The organism is Nocardioides terrae, assembly GCF_900112345.1.
GTDB classification, from domain to species: Bacteria; Actinomycetota; Actinomycetes; order Propionibacteriales; family Nocardioidaceae; genus Nocardioides; species Nocardioides terrae.
Map to the genome: position 1 here is coordinate 72,336 of NZ_FOLB01000001.1, position 16,804 is coordinate 89,139.

The window sequence follows — 16,804 nt, forward strand, 5'->3', positions numbered from 1 at the left end:
ACCGCTCCACGGCGCTCAGCGCCTAGGGTGACCGCCGTGGAGAGCAAGACCCCCGGGATCGACCCCGAGAAGCTGGCGATCGCGCTCGAGGTCCTGGGAGAGCTCCACGAGCTCCCGCCGGACCACCCCGACGTCACCGCGGTCAAGCGCGCGACGTCGTACATGTGGAAGCTGCTGAAGAAGTCCCGTCGCGCCGAGATCCGCCTGGCCAAGCAGGACCACGACCAGGCGATCATCGAGCTGACCGCCACCGGGTCGGTGATGCGGATCGACGACGAGACCGCCGGCATCCCGCTCGTCTCCACGGCGAGGGGCGCGTTCGCCGGCGAGCTCATCACCGCGCGCGGGTGCTACATCTGCAAGAACGACTTCACGCTGGTCGACGCGTTCTACCACTGGCTCTGCCCCTCGTGCGCCGCCATGAGCCACGCCAAGCGCGACCAGCGCACCGACCTGACCGGCAAGCGGGCGCTGCTGACCGGCGGCCGGGCCAAGATCGGGATGTACATCGCGCTGCGCCTCCTGCGCGACGGCGCCCACCTGACGATCACCACGCGCTTCCCGAAGGACGCCGCGCGTCGCTTCGCGGCGATGGACGACAGCGCCGACTGGCTGCACCGGCTCAAGATCGTCGGCATCGACCTGCGCGACCCCACCCAGGTCATCGCGCTCACCGACGACGTCGCCGCCGCCGGCCCGCTCGACATCATCGTCAACAACGCCTGCCAGACGGTACGCCGGCTGCCGGGCGCCTACTCGCACCTGATCGACGGCGAGGCGGCCCCGCTGGACTCGCTCCCGAACGGGCTCGAGCTGCCGGAGATGGTCACCTTCGACCGGATCTCCGAGGCGCACCCGGCCGCCATCGCCGGCGCCCTGGACGCCCAGCCCGTCGCCCACCACGACGGTGAGCCGGTGTCGGCGGCGATCGCCGCGCACAACGCCGCGTCGATGACCGCGCTGGCGCTCAGGGCCGGCGGCGCGTCCCTCGAGGCGCACGTGGCCGGGACGGCCGTCGACGCGGGCGGCCTCATCCCCGACGTCCAGACCAACAACTCCTGGACGCAGGTCGTCGACGAGGTCGACCCGCTGGAGCTCCTCGAGGTGCAGTTCTGCAACTCGATCGCGCCCTTCCTCATCGTCTCGCGGCTGCGGCCGGCGATGCGCGCCGCCGTCGCGGCCGGCGCCCGGCGTACGTATGTCGTCAACGTGTCGGCCATGGAGGGCCAGTTCTCCCGGCGCTACAAGGGCGCCGGCCACCCGCACACCAACATGGCCAAGGCGGCGCTCAACATGCTGACGCGCACGTCGGCGGGCGAGATGTTCGAGACCGACCAGATCCTGATGACCGCCGTCGACACCGGCTGGATCACCGACGAGCGGCCCCACCACGAGAAGCTGCGCATCGCCGCCGAGGGCTGGCACGCGCCGCTCGACCTGGTCGACGGCGCCGCGCGCGTCTACGACCCGATCGTGCAGGGTGAGGCCGGGGTCGACCTGTTCGGGTGCTTCCTGAAGGACTACGCGCCGTCTCCCTGGTGAGGTGGTCCCCCGCACCTGCGCCCGTCGCCCGTCGCCCGTCGCCAAAAGGTCACCGTGACCCTTGGCGGGCTCGGTGATCGCTCTGAACGGTCACTTTGCCGTCCACAGGTCTTCGTGACGGTTCGGTTGTCCACAGGGGCCTCGAAGCGCACTGTCCGAGATCCGTACGGCGGGGCGACGCTGCCCCGATGGACGACATCGACCCCCGCCAGACGCTCGTATCGGCCCGAGCCCGACGCCTCGAGGGCTCCGAGCCACCCCACCTCGACGGCAGCCTGGACCGCGTCCGCCGCGGCTACTACCGCCCGGCCGGACCACCCCTCACCCCGTCCCAGCTCTACCGGCTCCGCATCTACGCCACCAGCGAGGCCCGGACCGAGACGCTGGTCTTCTCACACGCCTCCGCGGCGGAGCTCTGGGGCTGCCCGCAGCTGAACGCCGACACGAAGCTGGTGCACACGACCCGGCCGGGCAAGGCACGTCGTACGGCGGCCGGCGTCGCCACCCATCGCGCTCGGATCCCCGACGAGCACGTCGTCCAGCTGCCCGACGGGCTGCTCGTGACGAGCAGGGAGTGGACCGCCGTGCAGGTCGCGGCCGCGCTCGTCCTGCCGAACTCCCTCCTCCCGCTCGACCACCTGATCCGCCTGCTGAACGAGGACCCGGACGGCGATCCTGGCGGCGTCGCCGTGGTCGAGCGACTGGTCGCCCTCATCCCGCCGCGGATGAAGGGCGGCGCCCGGGCCGAGCGCAACCTGCGTCTCGCCGACGCCCGGTCCGGATCGGCCGGCGAGTCGCTGAGCCGGGGTCAGATGGAGATCCTTCAGGTGCCCCGCCCGCAGCTGCAGACTCGGTTCCCGCGCGTCGACCAGCCGGGTGACGACGTGGTCGACTTCGACTGGCCGGAGCTGGAGTCGTTCGGCGAGTTCGACGGGCAGGGGAAGTACTTCGACTCAGCGCTGACCGACGGCCGGACCCCTCAGCAGGTGTTGTGGGACGAGAAGCTGCGCGAGGACCGCATCCGGCGCCACCGGCCACACGTGGCCCGCTGGGGCTGGCACATCGCGATGTCGCGCGAGCGCCTCGGCAAAGTGCTCGCCCTGGCCGGCGTACGCCCGGGCACGCGCGCCAAAGGGTCACCGTGACCCTTCGCCCGGAGGGTGACCCCTACGAAGGGTCACCCGATCCGCAAACGGTCACGGTGACCCTTTGGTGCGGCTCCGCGCCAAAAGGTCACCGTGACCCTTCGCCCGGAAGGTGACCCCTACGAAGGGTCACCCGATCCGCAAACGGTCACGGTGACCCTTTGGGCGGCGGGCAGGCCCCGCCCCGAAAGCCCGAGGGCCGGCCTCCCCATGGGAGACCGGCCCTCGTCACACCATCTGGATCACTTCAGGTCGAAGCGGTCCAGCTCCATGACCTTGACCCACGCGGCGACGAAGTCGTGAACGAACTTCGGGGTCGCGTCGTCGGCGGCGTAGACCTCGGCGATCGCCCGCAGCTGCGAGTTCGAGCCGAAGACGAGGTCGTTGACGGTGGCCGTCCACCTCACCTGGCCGGTGGCGCGGTCGCGGATCTCGTAGACGTTCTCGTCGTTCTCCGAGGCCTTCACCTCGGTGCCCGGGGTGAGCAGGTTGACGAAGAAGTCGTTGCTCAGCGTGCCGGGACGCTCGGTGAGCACGCCGTGCTTGCTGTCGCCGACGTTGGCGCCGAGGGCACGCAGGCCGCCGAGCAGGACGGTCATCTCGGGAGCGCTGAGGTTCAGGAAGTAGGCGCGCTCGAGGAGCAGGGTCTCGACGGGCAGCTTCTCGCCCGGGCGGACGAAGTTGCGGAACCCGTCGCCGCGCGGCTCGAGCACCTCGAAGGCGTCGACGTCGGTCTGCTCCTCGGTGGCGTCGGTCCGCCCCGGGTGGAAGGGGACGGTGATGTCGACGCCGGCGTCCTTGGCCGCCTTCTCGACCGCTGCCGAGCCGCCCAGGACGATCAGGTCGGCGAGCGAGATCTTCTTGCCCTCGACGTTGAACTGACCGCGGATCTGCTCGAGCGTGGCCAGCACGTTGGCGAGCTGCTCGGGCTCGTTGACCGCCCAGCTGCGCTGCGGCTCCAGGCGGATCCGGGCGCCGTTGGCACCGCCGCGCTTGTCGGTGGAGCGGAAGCTGGCGGCCGACGCCCAGGCGGTCTTGACCAGCTGCTGCACGGTCAGGCCCGAGTCGAGCAGCCTCGCCTTGAGGTCGGCGACGTCCTGGTCGGAGACCAGCTCGTGGTCGAGGGCCGGGACCGGGTCCTGCCACAGCTGCGCCTCGGGCACCCACGGGCCGAGGTAGCGGGTGACCGGGCCCATGTCGCGGTGGAGCAGCTTGTACCAGGCCTTCGCGAACGCCTGGGCGAACTCGTCGGGGTTCTCCAGGAAGCGTCGCGAGATCGGCTCGTAGATCGGGTCGAACCGCAGCGCGAGGTCCGACGTGAGCATGGTCGGCTTCCGGTTCGGCGAGTCGGGGCTCGGGCCGGGGATGATCGCCTCGGCGTCCTTGGCGACCCACTGGTTGGCGCCGGCCGGGCTCTTCTCGAGCTCCCATTCGTAGCCGAAGAGGATCTCGAAGAAGCGGTTGTCCCACTGGTTCGGGGTGTCGGTCCAGGTGACCTCCAGGCCGGAGGTGATCGCGTCCGCGCCCTTGCCGGAGCCGTACGCCGACTTCCAGCCCAGGCCCTGCGCCTCGATCGGCGCACCCTCGGGCTCGGGGCCGACCAGGTCGGCGTCACCGGCACCGTGCGTCTTGCCGAACGTGTGACCGCCGGCGATGAGGGCGACCGTCTCCTCGTCGTTCATCGCCATCCGGGCGAAGGTGACGCGGATGTCGCGCGCCGACGCCAGCGGGTCGGGGTTGCCGTTGGGACCCTCGGGGTTGACGTAGATGAGGCCCATCTGGACCGCGCCCAGCGGGTCGGCCAGCTCGCGCTCGCCGCTGTAGCGCTCGTCGCCGAGCCAGGTGTCCTCCGGGCCCCAGAAGATCTCCTCCGGCTCCCAGACGTCCTCGCGACCGAACGCGAAGCCGAAGGTCTCGAAGCCCATGTCCTCCAGCGCGACGTTGCCGGCCAGCACGAGCAGGTCGGCCCAGGAGATCCTCTGGCCGTACTTCTTCTTGACCGGCCAGAGCAGTCGGCGGGCCTTGTCGAGGTTGGCGTTGTCGGGCCAGCTGTTGAGCGGGGCGAAGCGCTGGGCGCCGTCACCGGCACCGCCACGACCGTCGTAGATGCGGTAGGTGCCGGCCGCGTGCCAGCTGAGCCGGATCATCAGGCCGCCGTAGTGCCCGTGGTCGGCGGGCCACCAGTCCTGGGAGTCGCGCAGCACGGCCGCGACGTCCCGCTTGAGCTCCTCGACGTCGACCTTCGCGAACTCGGTCGCGTAGTCGAAGTCGGCGCCCAGCGGGTTCCCGGCCGGCGCGTGGGCGTGGAGGACGGAGAGGTCGAGGTGGTCGGGCCACCAGTCCTTGATGGAGTGCGGACGACCGCCTGTCTTGGGCTCTGGCGACGAGATGCCCGGGTTCTCGCTCTCGCTGCCTCCCTGGCCGACGGCGCTGTCGTGCATGACGGGGCAACCGCCCTCCGCCTTGCGGTCGATGCCCTGCGGGCTCTCGTTCTCGGTCATGTGGCTTCCTTCCAGGTGCGATAACTCAGGAGCATGCGGTGGAGCAGTCGGGGCAGAGGCCCCAGTAGATGACCTCGGCCTCGTCGATCACGAAGCCGTGATCGTTCGCGGCGGTCAAGCACGGTGCGGCGCCGTGGGCGCAGTCGACGTCGGCGATCACACCGCAGGAACGGCAGACCGCGTGGTGGTGGTTGTCACCGACCCGGGACTCGTAGCGCGCCACCGAGCCCGAGGGCTGGATGCGGCGCACGAGGCCCTTCCCGGTCAGGGTGTGCAGCGAGTCGTAGACGGCCTGGTGGGAGACCTCGGGCAGGTCGCGGCGCACGGCGGCGATGATCGAGTCGGTGTCGGCGTGCGGGAGCGTCCGTACCGCCCCCAGGACCGCGACGCGGGGCCGGGTGACCCTGAGTCCTGCGTCTCGCAGGACCTGCTCGAGGTCGGTGGTCGCTGACATCACTGCCACTCTTTCCCCTTTTCTTGAACAAGTCAAGAAAGCCGAGCGGGGTGTCCGCGAGCGATCAGGGAGCGGTTGTCTCCGTGCCCGACTCGGGCGCCGTCGACCCGGTCGACGCCGGGGCCTGCTCCTGACCGGCAGCCGGATCCGGCCCGGCGCCGCTGCCCGGATCGGCACCGGTGGTCGGCGCCGGGTCGGTCGGCTCCCCCGGAGCTGCCGGAGTCGGGCCGTCCGTCGGGTGCGTCGCGGGCTCGAGACCCGGGAAGTCCTCGAGGAGGTCGGCGACGATCTGCTCGACGTTCTTGGTGGCCTCGGCCATCGTCTGGCCGGTCAGCTGCGTCACGCATGCTTGGAGGGCCTTGTCGAAAGGCTCGTCGGGCACCTCGGGATCATGGGCCGCGTTGGGGTAGGCCTCGGTGATCTTGGTGTCACACAGAGCGGCGAGGTCGACGGCCGACGCCGGCGCCGCGGTGATCGTGCCGGGCGCACCGGGCGCACCGGGGTTAGCGGGTGCGACGGTCGGGGCTGCCTGGTCGCTGGGATCCGCGTGCGCCGCCACGGACGTCGCACCGACCAGCTTGTGCCCGTGACGCGTGCCGGCCTTTGTCGTCTTGCGGCCCTTGCCGTCCTTGACCGCCTTGCCGCCCTTCTCGCCGGTCGACCCGGTCTCGGGAGTGAGCACGACGCCCGGGACGACCGCGATGCTGCGGACGGCCACCTGGCCGATCCCGGCGGGCTGGGCGCCGTACTGGCCGGCGAAGGTCAGCACCGTGGCGACGTACGACGTCGAGCGGTTGTAGCGCAGCAGCGCCGCCTGCTGCCCCGGGCCGGACGCGAGGTCCTCCGGGCCCGAGCAGAGGTAGACGCCGGCCGCGAGCGCCGCGTCGTCGATGTCCTGGGGATTGCGCTGGCCGTCGCCGTCGCCGTCGACGCCGACGGTCGACCAGGTGGCGGGGAGGAACTGCATCGGCCCGACCGCGTGGTCGAACCGAGCGTCGCCGTCGAGGACGCCGCCGTCGGTGTCGGGGACGAGGAGCGTGCCGTCCGCGCCGGTCAGGGCGGGTCCGACGATCGCCGGCGTGGCGTGACCGTCCGGGGTCAGCTGGCTGCCCGCGTGGCTGCCGTGGTCGGACTCCACCCGGCCGATGCCCGCGATCAGGCTCCAGTCGAGGTGGCAGGTGGGGTCGGCGGTGTCGATGACGGCGGCGGCACGCTGGTAGGCGGCGAGTGCGACGATCGGGATGGTGGGGGTCGTCACCGCCGCCGGGGCGACCGCCGCGGGCGGAGCCGGCGGTGCGGGCGGCGTGGCCGCGGAACCCCACACGCTGGCAGGCTCCTGCGTGGTCGGCGGGACGACGAGCGGGGTCTCGGGCACGACGGGCGCGGCGGTGGGCGACGGGCTCGGCACGCTCCGTGAGGGAGTGCTCGGGCCGGCGACAGTCGACACGTCGGCGGCGGGCGTGCGGACCGCCTGGACGGTCCAGGCCGCCGACAGGGCCGCAAGGGGCACCAGCGCGATGGCCTTCGGCACGGGGCCGATCCGCGGCGTCATCGAGAACCTCTTCCCTGCATCGCGTCGCCCCGATCGGTGGAGGAGGCGACACCCGATGATCACTCACCGTCCACGCGCAGGTGCGTGAACCGGTGAACCCTTACCCAAACGTAGGTGAAGGACTGGTCAGACACCACCCCACCTACGGGCGGTCAGCGGCCGCTCATCGGCGATGTGGCCAGACTGCTCCTCGTCGATGGCGGCGATGTGGATCACCGCGTCGCCGATGTTCACCAGCGGCGCGCGGTTGAGGCCGACGACGATGCCGGCCCGGTCGGCGTGGACCAGCCGCACCCGCCGGCCCAGGGTGTCGCTGATGCCGCCCAGCCGTCGGCCCTCCTCCACCAGGTCGCCAAGGTGTACGTCGAGCTGCAGGACGCCGCTCCCCCGCGCCCTGACCCAGCCGCTCGCCCGCGAGACGAGGGTGACCGGCAGGGCGTCGGACTCGTCCTCCGGGCCGGGCAGGTCCAACTCCTCGACCAGCATGTCGAGCGCGCTCAGCACGCGCAGGACGCCGGCGACGCCGGTCTCGATCGGCTCGTCGTCGAAGCGCAGCGCCTCGCCGGCCTCGTAGAGCAGCACGCGCGCCCCGGCTCCACGGGCGGCCTGGCGCAGCGAGCCGTCGCGGAGCGCCGCATGCATGGCGACCGGCGCGCCGAAGGCGAGGGCGAGCCGCCGCGTCTCGGGGTCGTCGAGGTCCGCGCGGACCTGGGGCAGGTTGGCGCGCCGGTCGGCGGCCGTGTGCAGGTCGATGCCGAGCTCGCACTTGGCGACGACCTCGGTCATGAAGAGGTGCGCGATGCGGGAGGCGAGCGAGCCGCGGGCCGAGCCCGGGAAGGACCGGTTGAGGTCGCGCCGGTCGGGCAGGTAGCGGTCGCCGGTCATGAACCCCAGCACGTTGACCACCGGCACCGCGACCAGCGTCCCGCGCAGCGTCTTGGCCGACACCTGCTGCAGCACTCGGCGGATCACCTCGACGCCGACCACCTCGTCGCCGTGGATGGCCGCGTTGACCCAGACCACCGGCCCAGGCTCGCGACCGTGCACGACCTGCACCGGGATGCCGACGTCGCCCCCGGTCACCAGGCGGGTCAGCGGCAGTTCCACGGAGCGGCTGGCCCCCGCGCGCACCCGCACGCCGCCGATCGCGAAGGACTCACGCGCCATCGACACGCCTCCGGTTGGACCGCCGGACGGCCTTCCCGGGATGGCCGCCGCGATAGGAGGTCGAGACGTCGACGAGGTAGCCCTGCTCGAGCACCTCGCGGCCGACCAGCATCCGGAAGCCCATCTCGTCGCGGCGGGTCAGGGTCACCTCGGCAGGCACCACCCGGTCGAGCAGCCGCAGCTCGAGCAGCACCACCACGCGCTCCTCGGAGTGCCCCGACGAGCTGCGGACGGTACGCCGGTCGTGGACCGGGACCTCGACGACGACCGCGTCCTCGGCGCTGCGCTGCCACGGGTGCACCTCGAAGCGCACGCACTGCTCAGCGCCGCGATCGAACTCCTCCAGGGCGAACGCGTGCAGGGACGACGTACGCGCCCCGGTGTCGATCTTGGCCTTCATCCACTCGACGCCCAGGCCGGGCAGGCCGACCCACTCGCGCCACCCGACCACGCCCGTGGTGGGGGTGGTTGGATGTGGGCCGGACACGTCCCCTATCCAAGCAGGATCCCCTCGTGAAGCTGGCCATCCTCTCGCGCGCGCCGCGGGCCTACAGCACCCAGCGCCTGCGTGCCGCGGCGATCGACCGGGGGCACAACGTCAAGGTGCTCGACACGCTCCGCTTCGCGATCGACCTGTCCACCGACGAGCCCGACCTGCAGTTCCGCGGACGCCGGCTGTCGCTCTACGACGCGGTCATCCCGCGCATCGGCAACTCCGTGACCTACTACGGCACCGCGGTGGTGCGGCAGTTCGAGCAGATGGACGTCTACACGCCCAACACCGCGAACGGGATCGCGAACTCGCGCGACAAGCTGCGGGCGATGCAGATCCTCTCGCGGCACGGCATCGCGATGCCCGCAACGACCTTCGTGCGCAACCGCGCCGACGTGATCCCCGCCATCGAGCGGGTCGGCGGCGCGCCGGTCGTGATCAAGCTCCTCGAGGGGACCCAGGGCATCGGCGTGATCCTGGCGCCGTCGATCAAGGTCGCCGAGGCGATCATCGAGACGCTGCAGTCGACCCGGCAGAACGTCCTGATCCAGCGGTTCGTCCAGGAGTCACGGGGCCGCGACGTGCGTGCGCTCGTGGTCGGCGACCGCGTCGTCGCCGCCATGCGCCGGACCGCGAAGGGCGACGAGTTCCGGTCCAACGTGCACCGCGGCGGCTCGGTCGAGAAGGTCGACGTCGACGCCGAGTTCGAGCGCACCGCCGTCCGGGCGGCGCACATCATGGGGCTGAAGGTCGCCGGCGTGGACATGCTCGAGGGTGACGACGGCCCGCTGGTCATGGAGGTCAACTCCTCCCCCGGCCTGGAGGGCATCGAGACGGCCACCAAGCTCGACATCGCCGGCGCGATCGTCGACTACATCGACAACCAGGTCGCCTTCCCCCAGATCGACGTCCGCGAGCGCCTCGCGGTCTCGACCGGGTACGGCGTCGCCGAGCTCGTCGTCCACGGCGACGCCGACCTCGTCGGCACCACGCTCGGCGACTCCGGGCTGCGCGAGCGCGACATCACCGTGCTGACCGTCCATCGCGGGACGCAGGTCATCCCGAACCCGTCGGTGCGCCAGGTCCTCGAGGCCGAGGACCGGCTGCTGTGCTGGGGCAAGCTCGAGGAGATGCGCTCGATGATCCCCGAGCGGCCCAAGCGTCGGCCGCGGGTCAAGAAGCTGCCCAAGCACCCCATCCCGGCCGAGGAGTGACGCGGGCGGCCCGACGCGGCGCTCAGTCCTCGCGGATGCGACCGTAGGCCTGCTGCAGGAAGTCCGACCCGCCGACGATGCCGAAGACGGCCGCCCACGCGCGCGCCACCCGCGGCGAGAGGGCGAGCGTGGCGACGTACCCGGTCGTGATCCACGGGGTCACACAGAACGGGCAGGACAACATCTCACCGAGCAGGTGGCGGGCCGGCGGGCCGTCCACCGGCTTCTCGTTGACCTCGGCCGATCCCGCCTCGCCCTCGAACTCCGTGAACGGCGCGCGCAGCGGCGTGGTCACACCGTCCTTGGTGAGCAGGCGCGCGAACTTGTGGACCGCGACCGCTCCGAGGACGAGGTCCTGGACGGCGTACGACGACGGCAGCTCGCGGCCCTTGGCCCGGCCGAGCAGCGCGGCACCCGCGGTGAACGAGCCGAACACCGACATGGCGGCGAGGTAACCGGCGATCCGGTGGCGGTCGTGGGGGTTGTCGGTCGCGCTCATGAGTGGCTCCTCGGGTCCGGGTCGGGGCCCTCCTGGGTACCCGATCCCGCGCGCGGCATCTCCGGGTCCGGCGACCCCTGCGCGGCGACGTCGGAGCGGCTCCCGGCCGGAGATGCAGATCGGCGGCCTTCCCGCGTCTCCGCAGGCAGACCGCCGACTCCTTCGGTGGAGCTGAGGGGACTCGAACCCCTGACCCTCTGCATGCCATGCAGATGCGCTACCAGCTGCGCCACAGCCCCGTGGTGTTGTCCCGGATCGATCGCCCCGGGCAACGACGAGAACACTAGCGGACCGCCGAAGCGATCACGAAATCGGGGTCACCGCGTTGTAGGCGACCAGCCGCCACGCGGATTTCGACGAGCCGGCCGGCACGTCGGTGAGCTCGACCCACGCGCAGTTGTCCAGCGCGCCGAGCGTCGAGACCACCTCGAGGGGCCAGCCGAGGAACCCGATGGTGGCCATGCGGATGGCGTGCCCGTGGAAGGCGAGGATGCCGGTCGCGCCGTCGGCGAGAGCCGCCGCGGCCTCCTCGACCGGCGCGCACACTCGGGCGGCCAGATCGGCGTTCGACTCGCCACCGTGGTCGGCGTAGTCCCACGGGCCCGGACCGAAGCGCTCCCGCGCCTCGTCGTGGGTGAGGCCTTGGTAGTCGCCGACGTCGATCTCCCGCAGCCGGTCGTCCAGCACGGGCACCAGGCCGGTCTCCGCGGCGACGTAGCCGGCCGTCTCACGCGCCCTGGAGAGGTCGGACGCCCACAGCAGCGACGGCCTCAGCGCGGCGAGGTGCGCCGCGGCGGCGGCCGCCTGCTGACGGCCCCGTGGTGCCAGTGGCACGTCCTCGTGCCCCTGGAATCGGCGGTCCTGGTTCCACTCCGTCACGCCGTGACGGAGCAGGATCAGGCGCCTCACCGCTCGTGCGAGACGACGTCCGCCGGAAGCTCGATCGTCGGGCAGTCCCGCCAGAGCCGCTCGAGGGCGTAGAACTGGCGCTCCTCCTCGTGCTGCACGTGCACCACGATGTCGCCGAAGTCGAGCAGGACCCACCGCCCGTCGCGCTCGCCCTCGCGGCGGATCGGCTTGGCGCCGAGGCCGCGCAGCTTCTCCTCGACCTCGTCGACGATCGAGCGCACCTGGCGGTCGTTCGGCGCCGAGGCGAGCAGGAAGGCGTCGGTGATCGCGAGCTGCTCGCTCACGTCGAAGGCGATGATCCGCTGGGCGAGCTTGTCCGACGCCGCACGGGCGGCGGCGGCGATGAGGTCACGGGCGTGGTCGGTGGCGGTCATGGGAGTGCTTCCGAGTTCGGGGCTTCGAGGTGCTGCGGGTAGAGGCCGTGCTTGCCGATGTACTGGACGACACCGTCCGGCACGAGGTACCAGATCGGCTCCCCCCGCCGGTGCCGGTCACGACAGTCGGTCGAGGAGATCGCCAGGGCCGGAATCTCCAGCATCGTGACCCGCTCCGCAGGGATCTCGTCGAAGAGGTCGGTGTCCATCGTGTACCCGGGCCGGGTGCACCCGATGAACTGGGCCAGCTCGAAGAGCTGCCCGGCGTCACGCCAGGTGAAGATCTCGGTCAGCGCGTCGGCGCCGGTGATGAAGAAGAGCTCATCGTCGGGACGGGCCGCCTTGATGTCGCGCAGCGTGTCGATCGTGTACGTCGGCCCGCCGCGGTCGACGTCGACGCGACTCACCGTGAAGCGCGGGTTGGCGGCGGTCGCGATGACCGTCATCAGGTAGCGGTGCTCGGGCGGCGAGACGTCACGATCGGCCTTCTGCCACGGGGCTCCGGTCGGCACGAAGATGACCTCGTCGAGGCCGAAGACGCCCTGCACCTCCGAGGCGGCGACCAGGTGGCCGTGGTGGATCGGGTCGAAGGTTCCACCCATGACGCCGACGCGGCGCCGGCGGGGCTGGTCGGGCATCGGCGCTCGAGGCTCAGGAGTGCTCGCGGCCGCCGGCGAAGGCGAGCAGGATGCCCAGCAGGGCCAGCAGGATCACCAGCGCGATCGCGCCGACCACCCAGTGGTTGACCTTCTCCGACTCCTCGGCAGCCGCGGCGGCGTGCAGGACCAGGGTGTTGACCATGGCGCACACCCTACCGGTAGCTCACCGGCTCACCTGACGTGGCCGTCCCCGGTGACGACGAACTTCGTCGAGGTCAGCTCGGGCAGGCCCATCGGACCGCGCGCGTGCAGCTTCTGGGTGCTGATCCCGATCTCCGCGCCGAAGCCGAACTCGCCGCCGTCGGTGAAGCGGGTCGAGGCGTTGACCATGACGGCGGCCGAGTCGACGGCCGCGGTGAAGCGTCGCGCCGCGGCGAGGTCCTCGGTCACGATCGCCTCGGTGTGACCGCTCGACCAGCGCCTGATGTGGCCGATCGCCGCCTCGAGGTCGGGTACGACGGCCGCGGCGATGTCGAGCGAGAGGTACTCCGTCGCCCAGTCCTCGTCGGTGGCCGGCACCACGCCGTCGTAGGCCCCGAAGGCGTCGTCTCCGTGGACCGTGACGGAGGCCGCCTGCAGCTCCTTGACGACGCGCGGCAGGAAGTCGGCGGCGACGTCGGCGTGCACGAGCAGCGACTCGGCGCTGTTGCAGACGCTGGTGCGCGACGTCTTGGCGTTGAGGACGATCGCGAGCGCCTTGTCGAGGTCGGCCGCCGCGTCGACGTAGACGTGCACGTTGCCGACGCCGGTCTCGATGACCGGGACCGTCGACTCCTCCACGACGCTGCGGATCAGGCCCGCTCCCCCGCGCGGGATGAGCACGTCGACCAGGCCGCGGGCACGCATGAGCGCCTTCACCGACTCGTGGGTGTCGCCCGGCACGAGCTGGACCGCGTCGGCCGGGAGGCCGGCCGACGCGACGGCGTCGCGGAGCACCGCGGTGATGGCGGCGTTGGACGACCTGGCGCTGGAGGAACCCCGGAGGAGTGCCGCGTTGCCGGACTTCAGGCACAGGCCGGCGGCGTCGGCGGTGACGTTGGGACGGGCCTCGTAGATCATGCCGACCACGCCGAACGGCACCCGCACCTGCCGCAGCTCCAGTCCGTTGGCCAGCGTCGACCCGCGCACCACCTCCCCGACCGGGTCGGGCAGGGCCGCGACGTCGCGCAGGCCCTGCGCCATGCCGGCCAGCCGGTCGTCGGTCAGCCGGAGCCGGTCGACGATATTGGCCGGCGTGCCCGCCGCCTCGGCCCGGGCGACGTCCTCGGCGTTGGCGGCGAGGATCTCGGCCGACCGCGCGGTCAGCGCCTCCGCCATCGCCTCCAGGGCCGCGTCCTTGGCGGCACGGGTCGCCACGGCCAGCTCATAGCTGGCCTCGCGCGCCCGAAGCGCAACGCTCCGGATCTCGTCGACGGCCTCGGGCAGGGCGGCGGTCTCGGTCATGCCTCAAATCCTAGGCCGTGGTTGCCGCAGGCTCACCCGCGTATCAGCCCGCGTATCAGCCCGCGTATCAGCCCGCGTATCAGCCCGCGTATCAGCGTGGGCCGTAGGTCGGCTGGAGCCCGGGACGGTGGGTCGCCCGGCCCCTCCAGAGCTTGTTGAACTCACGCAGGTAGGCCCGGTAGTAGCCGGGGTCGGTGAACCGCACGACGATCTCCTCGTTGGCGAAGGAGATGCCGGTCCAGTTCTCCGACCCGGTCCACACCGACTTCGTCGGCTGCCGGTCGAAGGAGCCGTCGACGGTCATCAGCTTGAAGTGGGAGTAGAACCGCGGCCCGTAGCCGCCGATCCCGTCCTCCAGGGCCGGGTCGCGCTCCGCGAACAGCCAGTCGGCCATCCGCAGCGGGATGCCCGCGCGCTCGATGATGCCCTTGACCTGGGGGCTGAAGACGCTGCCGATGACCATGACGTCGCAGCCGCCGTGCTTGAGCCGGGCCATCTCGTTGGCCAGGGTGACGCCCCGCGGGCCGTACATGGCGTACTCCATCACGCGGACCACCGTGCGACCGTCGGGTGTGCCGTAGCCGTGCTGGGTCTTGCAGCCCACCGCCCGCATCCGGCGCACGACGGCGTCCTGCGACGCCGCGCGAGCGGCGGTCTGCTGGGCGGCGCTGGTCGAGGTCCGCTGCAGCCACACCGAGTAGGGGCTGGCCACGTGGTTCTGCGCGACGGTGACGACGCGGCTGCCGCGCTGCCGCTGGAACTTCATCTGGTTGAAGAAGCCGACCCAGGTCGCGAACACCTTCGGGTCGTAGGCGATCGCCCAGGAGTCGTTCCATTGGCGGTAGACCGCCTTGGACGTCAGGTTGCCGGAGCTGCCCAGGATCAGGTCGCGGGTGCCTCCGCTGCGCGTGAAGCTGAACACCTTGGCGTGCTGGTTGCCGCCGTCGCCGGGGGCGCGGCACCGGCCGGGGCAGGTCACCACGAAGTTGTTCTTGCGCGGGTTGTGCCCGAGCCGTCGCTGCAGCGAGTAGACCAGACCGGAGGCGGTGTGCTGGTTGACGATGACCTGCACGCGCGCGCCGCGGCCGCGCGCGCGGCGCAGCGCGGCGATGATCTCGCCCCTGTCCAGGGAGTACGTCGTCAGGCGGATCGTCTCGCCGCGAGGCGTGTGGTTGATCGCCCGCACGACCCGGTTGAGGATCGCCCGCGACCGCTTGCGCCCCGGCTCGTTGAAGATCGGCCGCAGCGGCGGCTTCCAGCCCGGCAGCGGAGGCAGCAGCACGGGTGCCGCCGCCTCGGCCGCGTCCGACGCGGCCGGCCCCCCGGCCGGCGTCCCGACGACGTCGACCGTCGTCGCGGCCAGCGTGGCCGCCACCGTCATCACGCCGGCGACCAGTGCCCGTCGCATCCTGTCCCCCATGTCCTGCTGTCCAGCCTGTTCGTCGTGCCTGGTGCTGCCTTGTCCTGCCGGGTCGTTCGCTCAGTCGCGGTCGGCCACGCGATGGTTGCCGGCGGCCCACTGCTGCGGGGTCACCAGCGGCTGGATGCCCATCTTGTGGGTCGCCTTGCCGTCCCACATGGAGTTCCACTTGTCGACGTAGGCACGGTAGTCCGAGGCGTCGTTGAGCGTCAGGACGACCTCCTCGTTGGTGAAGGAGAGCGAGTCCCAGTTCTCCGAGCCGGTCCAGACGCTCTTGGTCGGGTGGCCGGCGTAGGTGCCGTTGATCGCGAAGAACTTCAGGTGCGAGTAGAAGCGCGGGCCCCAGCCGGAGATGCCGTCCTCCTGGGCTGCGTCGCGGTCGGCGAACTCCCAGTCGCCGCTGCGCAGCGGGATCTTCGCGCGCTCCATCATCTTGTAGGTGTGGCCGCCCGGCACGCTCATGATGATCCTGATGTCACAGCCCTGCTGCTTCTTCTTCACGAGCGCCTTGGCGAGCCCCTCGCCCCGGGCACCGAACATGCCGTAGATGGCGATCCGGATCACCGTGTGACCCTTCGCGCCGAACGGCGGGGTCGAGACGCAGGAGACCTGCTGGATGCGGCGCCAGGCCGGGTCGGCCTTGGGGCGGTAGCGGCCGAGGGTGGTCTGCGACGTTGTCGCCTGGCCGCCCTGCGAGGCGAGCGCGCGCTGGAAGTCGTAGGTGTAGGGGCCCGAGGTGTAGCTCAGCCGGCGCGCGGTGGTGCGCTTCTGGTGGGCCATCTGGTCGAACATGACGCCCCAGGCGTCGTAGAGCGCCTTGTCGCCGGCGACGCCGTAGCTGTCGTTCCACTGGCGGTAGACGCCCTTGGACGTGAGGTTGCCCGAGCCGGTGATGACGAGGTAGCTCGCGGCACCGGTCTGGCTGAACGTGTAGACCTTGGAGTGCATGTTGCCGCTGCTGCCCTTCTTGCGGCAGCGGCCGTTGCACGCCACGACGAAGTTGCGCTTGTTGGGGTTCTTGCCGAGCTTGCGCTGCAGGGCCGCCACGCCGCCGGACATCACCGACTTGTTGACGATGACCTGCTCGTGCACGCCGCGCTTGTGCGCCATGTTGAGCGCGTGGAGGATGTCGCCGCGGTCGAACGAGTAGACGGCGATCCGGATCAGCGAACCACGGCGGGTGTGGTTGATCGCCTTCACCAGCCGGTTGACGATGGCCTCCTGCGCGGCCGGCCTACCCAGCGGGTCGTTGAAGACCGGGCCGAGCTTCGGGTGCCAGCTGGAGGACGGCGGCGTCGCGGCGGCGGCCGCGAGCGGCCGCGGTCCTGAGACCTCGACGGCTTGGGGCGCGAGCACCACCATCACCCCGAGAGCGAGCCCGAACACCACTGCGATGGGAGACCGTCGCACCCTTGCACCCCACATTTCCGTC

The 16,804-nt window shown here is 71.4% G+C and carries 16 protein-coding genes and 1 tRNA gene; 3 read left to right on the top strand and 14 right to left on the bottom strand.

What is annotated here, in order from left to right; all coding sequences use genetic code 11:
- Nucleotides 1-36: 36 nt before the first annotated feature.
- Together BM236_RS00375 and BM236_RS00380 are read left to right on the top strand one after the other, a co-directional pair.
- Nucleotides 37-1,542 carry an SDR family NAD(P)-dependent oxidoreductase gene (locus BM236_RS00375; protein WP_245750044.1) on the top strand — a complete coding sequence of 502 codons (1,506 nt, stop codon included), beginning with the start codon at nt 37-39 and terminating at the stop codon, nt 1,540-1,542.
- Between the two features lie 188 nt (nt 1,543-1,730).
- Nucleotides 1,731-2,687, top strand: a complete 957-nt coding sequence (locus BM236_RS00380; protein WP_091118952.1) for a hypothetical protein — start codon at nt 1,731-1,733, stop codon at nt 2,685-2,687.
- Nucleotides 2,688-2,929: 242 nt separating this feature from the next.
- Here the strand turns inward: BM236_RS00380 and katG are convergent, their stop codons facing one another.
- The 5 genes from katG to BM236_RS00405 all read right to left on the bottom strand — a co-directional run bounded on the left by katG (nt 2,930) and on the right by BM236_RS00405 (nt 8,848).
- Nucleotides 2,930-5,188, bottom strand: a complete 2,259-nt coding sequence (gene katG, locus BM236_RS00385; protein WP_091118953.1) for a catalase/peroxidase HPI — start codon at nt 5,186-5,188, stop codon at nt 2,930-2,932.
- A gap of 25 nt (nt 5,189-5,213) precedes the next feature.
- Nucleotides 5,214-5,642 carry a Fur family transcriptional regulator gene (locus tag BM236_RS00390; protein WP_091118956.1) on the bottom strand — a complete coding sequence of 143 codons (429 nt, stop codon included), beginning with the start codon at nt 5,640-5,642 and terminating at the stop codon, nt 5,214-5,216.
- Between the two features lie 64 nt (nt 5,643-5,706).
- Nucleotides 5,707-7,194 (bottom strand): lytic transglycosylase domain-containing protein, encoded by a 1,488-nt coding sequence (locus BM236_RS00395; RefSeq protein WP_091118957.1) that lies wholly within the window; start codon nt 7,192-7,194, stop codon nt 5,707-5,709.
- A gap of 126 nt (nt 7,195-7,320) precedes the next feature.
- Nucleotides 7,321-8,361 carry a succinylglutamate desuccinylase/aspartoacylase family protein gene (locus BM236_RS00400; RefSeq protein WP_091118960.1) on the bottom strand — a complete coding sequence of 347 codons (1,041 nt, stop codon included), beginning with the start codon at nt 8,359-8,361 and terminating at the stop codon, nt 7,321-7,323.
- Nucleotides 8,351-8,848, bottom strand: a complete 498-nt coding sequence (locus tag BM236_RS00405) for an ATP-dependent zinc protease family protein (protein WP_091118962.1) — start codon at nt 8,846-8,848, stop codon at nt 8,351-8,353. Before BM236_RS00405 ends, BM236_RS00400 begins: the two co-directional genes overlap by 11 nt.
- A 26-nt stretch (nt 8,849-8,874) precedes the next feature.
- Between BM236_RS00405 and rimK the strand changes: the two genes are divergently transcribed.
- Nucleotides 8,875-10,068, top strand: a complete 1,194-nt coding sequence (rimK, locus tag BM236_RS00410; RefSeq protein WP_091118964.1) for a 30S ribosomal protein S6--L-glutamate ligase — start codon at nt 8,875-8,877, stop codon at nt 10,066-10,068.
- 22 nt (nt 10,069-10,090) lie between these two features.
- On the opposite strand, the gene BM236_RS00415 is transcribed toward rimK, so the two are convergent.
- The 9 genes from BM236_RS00415 to BM236_RS00450 form a co-directional block, all read right to left on the bottom strand.
- The gene (locus BM236_RS00415; RefSeq protein ID WP_091118966.1) at nt 10,091-10,567 is read right to left on the bottom strand and encodes a DUF1360 domain-containing protein; all 477 of its coding nucleotides are present in this window, start codon (nt 10,565-10,567) and stop codon (nt 10,091-10,093) included.
- A gap of 166 nt (nt 10,568-10,733) precedes the next feature.
- Nucleotides 10,734-10,806: transfer RNA gene (locus BM236_RS00420), tRNA-Ala, on the bottom strand.
- Between the two features lie 64 nt (nt 10,807-10,870).
- Nucleotides 10,871-11,476 carry a histidine phosphatase family protein gene (locus tag BM236_RS00425; protein ID WP_175507480.1) on the bottom strand — a complete coding sequence of 202 codons (606 nt, stop codon included), beginning with the start codon at nt 11,474-11,476 and terminating at the stop codon, nt 10,871-10,873.
- Nucleotides 11,473-11,850: a ribosome silencing factor gene (gene rsfS / locus BM236_RS00430; protein WP_091118970.1), complete on the bottom strand. Its 378-nt coding sequence runs from the start codon at nt 11,848-11,850 to the stop codon at nt 11,473-11,475. Before rsfS ends, BM236_RS00425 begins: the two co-directional genes overlap by 4 nt.
- Nucleotides 11,847-12,488: a nicotinate-nucleotide adenylyltransferase gene (gene nadD, locus BM236_RS00435; RefSeq protein ID WP_091118971.1), complete on the bottom strand. Its 642-nt coding sequence runs from the start codon at nt 12,486-12,488 to the stop codon at nt 11,847-11,849. Before nadD ends, rsfS begins: the two co-directional genes overlap by 4 nt.
- Nucleotides 12,489-12,501: 13 nt before the next feature.
- Nucleotides 12,502-12,651: a hypothetical protein gene (locus BM236_RS18795; protein WP_175507481.1), complete on the bottom strand. Its 150-nt coding sequence runs from the start codon at nt 12,649-12,651 to the stop codon at nt 12,502-12,504.
- Between the two features lie 29 nt (nt 12,652-12,680).
- On the bottom strand, nt 12,681-13,952 hold the full coding sequence (locus BM236_RS00440) for a glutamate-5-semialdehyde dehydrogenase (RefSeq protein ID WP_091118974.1): 1,272 nt from the start codon (nt 13,950-13,952) through the stop codon (nt 12,681-12,683).
- A 91-nt stretch (nt 13,953-14,043) separates the two neighbouring features.
- Nucleotides 14,044-15,360, bottom strand: a complete 1,317-nt coding sequence (locus tag BM236_RS00445) for a phospholipase D-like domain-containing protein (protein WP_139229984.1) — start codon at nt 15,358-15,360, stop codon at nt 14,044-14,046.
- A 72-nt stretch (nt 15,361-15,432) separates the two neighbouring features.
- Complete coding sequence (locus tag BM236_RS00450) at nt 15,433-16,758, bottom strand: phospholipase D-like domain-containing protein (RefSeq protein ID WP_175507482.1); 1,326 nt, start codon at nt 16,756-16,758, stop codon at nt 15,433-15,435.
- Nucleotides 16,759-16,804 lie beyond the last annotated feature (46 nt).

Coding starts and splice junctions, on each gene's coding strand:
- rsfS (WP_091118970.1), bottom strand. CDS start 11,850: ATGACCGCCACCGACCACGCCCGTGACCTCATCGCCGCCGCCGCCCGT.
- BM236_RS00380 (WP_091118952.1), top strand. CDS start 1,731: ATGGACGACATCGACCCCCGCCAGACGCTCGTATCGGCCCGAGCCCGA.
- BM236_RS00395 (WP_091118957.1), bottom strand. CDS start 7,194: ATGACGCCGCGGATCGGCCCCGTGCCGAAGGCCATCGCGCTGGTGCCC.
- BM236_RS00400 (WP_091118960.1), bottom strand. CDS start 8,361: ATGGCGCGTGAGTCCTTCGCGATCGGCGGCGTGCGGGTGCGCGCGGGG.
- BM236_RS00390 (WP_091118956.1), bottom strand. CDS start 5,642: ATGTCAGCGACCACCGACCTCGAGCAGGTCCTGCGAGACGCAGGACTC.
- katG (WP_091118953.1), bottom strand. CDS start 5,188: ATGACCGAGAACGAGAGCCCGCAGGGCATCGACCGCAAGGCGGAGGGC.
- BM236_RS00440 (WP_091118974.1), bottom strand. CDS start 13,952: ATGACCGAGACCGCCGCCCTGCCCGAGGCCGTCGACGAGATCCGGAGC.
- BM236_RS00415 (WP_091118966.1), bottom strand. CDS start 10,567: ATGAGCGCGACCGACAACCCCCACGACCGCCACCGGATCGCCGGTTAC.
- nadD (WP_091118971.1), bottom strand. CDS start 12,488: ATGCCCGACCAGCCCCGCCGGCGCCGCGTCGGCGTCATGGGTGGAACC.
- BM236_RS18795 (WP_175507481.1), bottom strand. CDS start 12,651: ATGGTCAACACCCTGGTCCTGCACGCCGCCGCGGCTGCCGAGGAGTCG.
- BM236_RS00445 (WP_139229984.1), bottom strand. CDS start 15,360: ATGCGACGGGCACTGGTCGCCGGCGTGATGACGGTGGCGGCCACGCTG.